Source organism: Methylobacterium indicum, assembly GCF_001043895.1.
GTDB classification, from domain to species: Bacteria; Pseudomonadota; Alphaproteobacteria; order Rhizobiales; family Beijerinckiaceae; genus Methylobacterium; species Methylobacterium indicum.
Map to the genome: position 1 here is coordinate 1 of NZ_JTHF01000342.1, position 3,301 is coordinate 3,301.

Annotated in this window: 5 protein-coding genes; 2 read left to right on the plus strand and 3 right to left on the minus strand. The window is 59.6% G+C overall.

Annotated elements, in window-relative coordinates:
* The coding region (locus QR78_RS29570; RefSeq protein WP_048431201.1) for an ABC transporter permease at positions 1–767 on the minus strand (767 nt) is incomplete at its 3' end.
* Positions 764–1,468, minus strand: a complete 705-nt coding sequence (locus tag QR78_RS29575) for an ABC transporter ATP-binding protein (protein WP_048431202.1) — start codon at positions 1,466–1,468, stop codon at positions 764–766. The genes QR78_RS29575 and QR78_RS29570, both read right to left, overlap by 4 nt.
* 350 nt (positions 1,469–1,818) lie before the next feature.
* On the opposite strand from QR78_RS29575, the gene QR78_RS34565 reads away from it, so the two are divergent.
* Positions 1,819–2,226: a hypothetical protein gene (locus QR78_RS34565; protein WP_125901259.1), complete on the plus strand. Its 408-nt coding sequence runs from the start codon at positions 1,819–1,821 to the stop codon at positions 2,224–2,226.
* 118 nt (positions 2,227–2,344) lie between these two features.
* Complete coding sequence (locus QR78_RS33365; protein WP_082172044.1) at positions 2,345–3,067, plus strand: hypothetical protein; 723 nt, start codon at positions 2,345–2,347, stop codon at positions 3,065–3,067.
* A 42-nt stretch (positions 3,068–3,109) separates the two neighbouring features.
* Here QR78_RS33365 and QR78_RS35765 read toward each other — a convergent pair.
* Positions 3,110–3,301: hypothetical protein (locus tag QR78_RS35765; protein WP_208993249.1), on the minus strand; the 192-nt coding region annotated here is incomplete at its 5' end.

The window sequence follows — 3,301 nt, forward strand, 5'->3', positions numbered from 1 at the left end:
TGGACACCGCCGGGACGCAGCAGGGCCTGGAAGTAGTCGGCGACCCGCGCGGCTGTCGCCCGGTCGTCGGCACCGGGCGTGAGGCGTGCGGCCACGGTGGTGATTTGCGGGTCGGGCACCAGGCGCCGCGCGGTCCTGAACGGGATCACGGCGGAGCGGTCGAGATCGAGGCTGAGCAGGGGCACTGGAAAGGCGGGACCGAGTACGCCGATGACCGTCAGCACTTGGTCGTCCATCCGGACGGCGTCGCCGATCCGCACAGGCTGTCCGGCTGCGATGGCCATGTCCCGGGCTAGCTCGGCGCCGAGGACGACGAAGGGGGCGAAGCCGTCGAGCTCGGAGGTGCGGCGACCCTGGGCGACGGTCGCCTTGGCGATGGTATAGAGGCTGTCGGTGGCGGCGATGAGGTTTGCCTGGATCGTGGCGCCGCCCGCCCAGATCATCGTGCCGGTGGCGATGAAGGGAGCCACCTGCACGATCCCAAGCCCATGCGAGGGCAGGGCCCGGACGATCTCCGGTGGCAGGACCGTGGGCGTGGCTCCCTCCCCTCTGGGAGTGATGACCGCGAGGTCGACGCCCATCACCTCGAACTGCCGCATGGCCTCCATGCGCGCGTTGTGGCCGACATGCAGCATGGCGATCACCGCGGCGGTCCCGATCGCAATGCCGGTCAGCGCGAGGAGGGTACGCCCCTTGAGGGCCTGGAGGTTGCCCAGACCGTCGAAGACGACCTCGCGGAACGGAGCCAGGCTTTCTGGCCCGCTCACAGCAGGCACACGGCGTCGCGCAACACGCCCCTGTTGTCGTCGCGGACGCGACCGTCGTGCATGACGATGCGGCGTGGGCAACGTGCGGCGATGGCGGGATCGTGGGTCACGATCAGGATGGTGACGCCGATGTCCCGGTTGAGCGCGAGGAACAGGGCCATGATGTCGTCAGCCGCCTGGCTGTCGAGGTTGCCCGTCGGCTCATCCGCGAGCAGGAGGGGCGGGTTCCCAACGAGCGCCCGGGCGATCGCGACCCGCTGGCGTTGCCCGCCGGACATTTCCTCGGGATGGTGGGCGGCGCGCGCGGCGAGGCCGACCCGCTCCAGGGCCGTGGCCGCCAATGCGCGCCGATCCACCTTCGCCATCCCGCGATAAAGGAGAGGCAAAGCGACGTTGTCGAGGGCCGAGAGCCGGGGCAGCAGATGGAAGGCTTGGAATACGAAGCCGATCAGTCGGTTGCGCAGCGCCGCGGTCGCATCGTCCCGCAAGGCCGTCGTATCGGTACCGTCGAGGCGGATCGTCCCTCCATCGGGCCGGTCGAGCAGGCCGACCAAGTTCATCAGTGTCGTTTTGCCGGACCCCGAAGCCCCCGTGAGGGCGCAGAGCTCTCCGCGCCGAACCTCCAGGTTCACCCCTGTGAGTACGGGCAGCGATCCAGCGCGACCGTAATAGGTTTTGTTGACGTTATCTATGCTCAGCATGGGCCTTGCCACGCCTAAACTCGCGGTTACGTCAACGGGACGATCGTTGGCGCGCAAATATTGGGGATGCTCGGCCTGTCCGCAATCTGTTAAAATAATAGATTGACAAACCCGAATTGCTAGCAATTGGGCTTTTTGAATAATTCCAGTCGCCGGCATAAAATTTAAGTTTATCACGTTGCATATTTACACTATGTAAAGCCAAAAAAATATTTAATGCGCTCACATTGCGCGCCATAGACATAATTTCAGATATTAGTCAATATGTTATCTTGCAAGTTGCGAAAGAATAATTCTTGAACACTCATGGGACGCCCGAAAAATGCGGGTATGCTCAAGGGGAGATGACAATGTCCAAATCCTCCGTGAAGATCAGCGCTGGTGGGTTGACCGCAATGCTCGCGATCGTGAGCGCTGGTGCGGCTTCCGCGGCGAGTGCCCAGTACACGATCCAGAACTCTTCCGGAACAACGCTCACGCTCGACACGGCGAGCTGCACGAGCGGTGGCACGATCTCACCACCCTTCTCCGTCGCAAACGGCAGCACCGCCTACGTGACGGGATCCGTCTCCGGTAATACGACCCTGTGCAACATCCGATACCAGAACAGCAGCGGCGGATGCCAGTTCCAGGTCCAAGTGTTCAACTCCGGCGGCTTCGCTTCGACGAACGCCTACAAGGGCAGCTCCACTTGCACCAAGCTCAACGAGGGTAGCACGGGCTCGAATTCGTATTCGGGCAGCTTCCGAATGCAATGAGATATTATGTGTTAGAATAAGAGGGACGCGTGGAGGCGCGTACTTTCTGAATTTTGAAATATGTTAACTTTCCTTAAATGAAATACATGGGAATATTAGAGGCAGTGAGGAGGTTGTTATGGTTGATGCACTTAGTAATTCTGGGCGAACCCATGCTCCGGCATCTGGGCTGAACATTGGAGCGAGTAGCGCTTCGCCTTCGCAATCAATGCGGCCCTCTGCTGAGGGGATATCTGCTTCGAACTCAGCAGGGCCTGCTACCATCGTCGACCTCTCCGATCGCGCGAAGGCGTTGCTCGCCCAAAGTCGTGTTGCCCAAGATGTCGCCGACAATTTAGCTAAGCAAATCGCTGCCATGAAAGGCAAAGACTCGGATCAAATCAAAACTCAATACAAAACAGATTTTCCTGCAAAAACCAGCCAGGATATAGATATTTTTAAATTCATATCTGAATTAGATTTGGGTAAAAAAACCGAACAGACAAAGTGGAAAGCGGGGGCTCCTTATGGAGATCCAACGACATCGGATGCAGAATTCCTAAAAAATAATTTATTTGATCAAGAGGGCTTTGCGCCCCAAGGATGGTCGCCGGAAGAGGTGCGAACTTTCAAGGATGCGATCCGAAATGGAACGGTGAAAATTCAGAATGCCGCCGATATCGAAGGGCTAAATTTCACATCATGGCAGGTCTTCACTCCCAATGCCAACAATGGGGCAGGACATGATTCAATGGGTGGTACGTCACAGAACCCCACCGGTGATGTGAAGAAGGCGATCGACTCTCATCGAGCGATGGCGATGTGGACCGCGGATCGAGGAGATGTCTACCTGAGCTGGTAGAAAGCAGATGCTTCAGGGAGGCTCCTGGGCTGCCTGAATAGTTCAGATGCCGGGTAGCCGAGCGCAATCGCCAGATGCGCTCTGCGCCGGCTCCACGAAGGCCAGGCTGTCCAGTGGCTTGGCGGCCTGCAGGGCAGGCTCGGCGTTGGCACCGGTCGCGGCGACCGCGAGGGCGGTGGCGAGGAACAGGCGCGGGATCCGGGGAGGACCGTGCAGTCGTGTTACTCCGCCCTC